The 400-nt window shown below is 63.5% G+C and carries 1 protein-coding gene; it reads right to left on the bottom strand.

Translation table 11 applies throughout. The features are described from left to right. Nucleotides 1-400 (bottom strand): hypothetical protein (locus HMPREF2581_RS12270; RefSeq protein WP_034010996.1); only part of this gene is annotated, 400 nt, incomplete at both ends.

The following is a 400-nucleotide window of genomic DNA, read 5'->3' as shown; positions in this document are numbered from 1 at the left end:
GTGCCAGCGTCGTTTTCCAGGCGGGTCACACCGATATCGATGGCGCCCTTGCTGCCGATGGAGCCACTACGGTTGTCCAGGACGAATGCCTGGATATCCAGACCTCCGGCACCGGAGACAATCCCCTCGAGGCTGTTGTCCAGGGCCTGCGCGATACGCAAGGTCAGGGCTCCGCCGCTGAGCAGGCGTCCCCCCTGGTTGTTCAACGCGGAGGTGGCAAGAGTGAACGCGCGGTCGCTGGAGATTTCCCCACCGCTGTTGTCCACCACGCCGAGTTGGCGCAGGAGCAAGGTGCCAGGCGTGGCGATCAGGCCTTGAGCGCGATTGACCAGGCTTCCCTTGTTCAGATCGAGCGTGATGCCGGTATCGCTGACCAGGTTGCCCCTGTCATGCTGGTCCA

Origin of the sequence: Pseudomonas sp. HMSC057H01 (assembly GCF_001836405.1) — a bacterium.
In the GTDB taxonomy this organism is placed as follows: Bacteria; Pseudomonadota; Gammaproteobacteria; order Pseudomonadales; family Pseudomonadaceae; genus Pseudomonas; species Pseudomonas aeruginosa.
The sequence above is the reverse complement of the archived record's forward strand: the minus strand, read 5'-3'. Positions and strand labels throughout refer to the sequence as shown.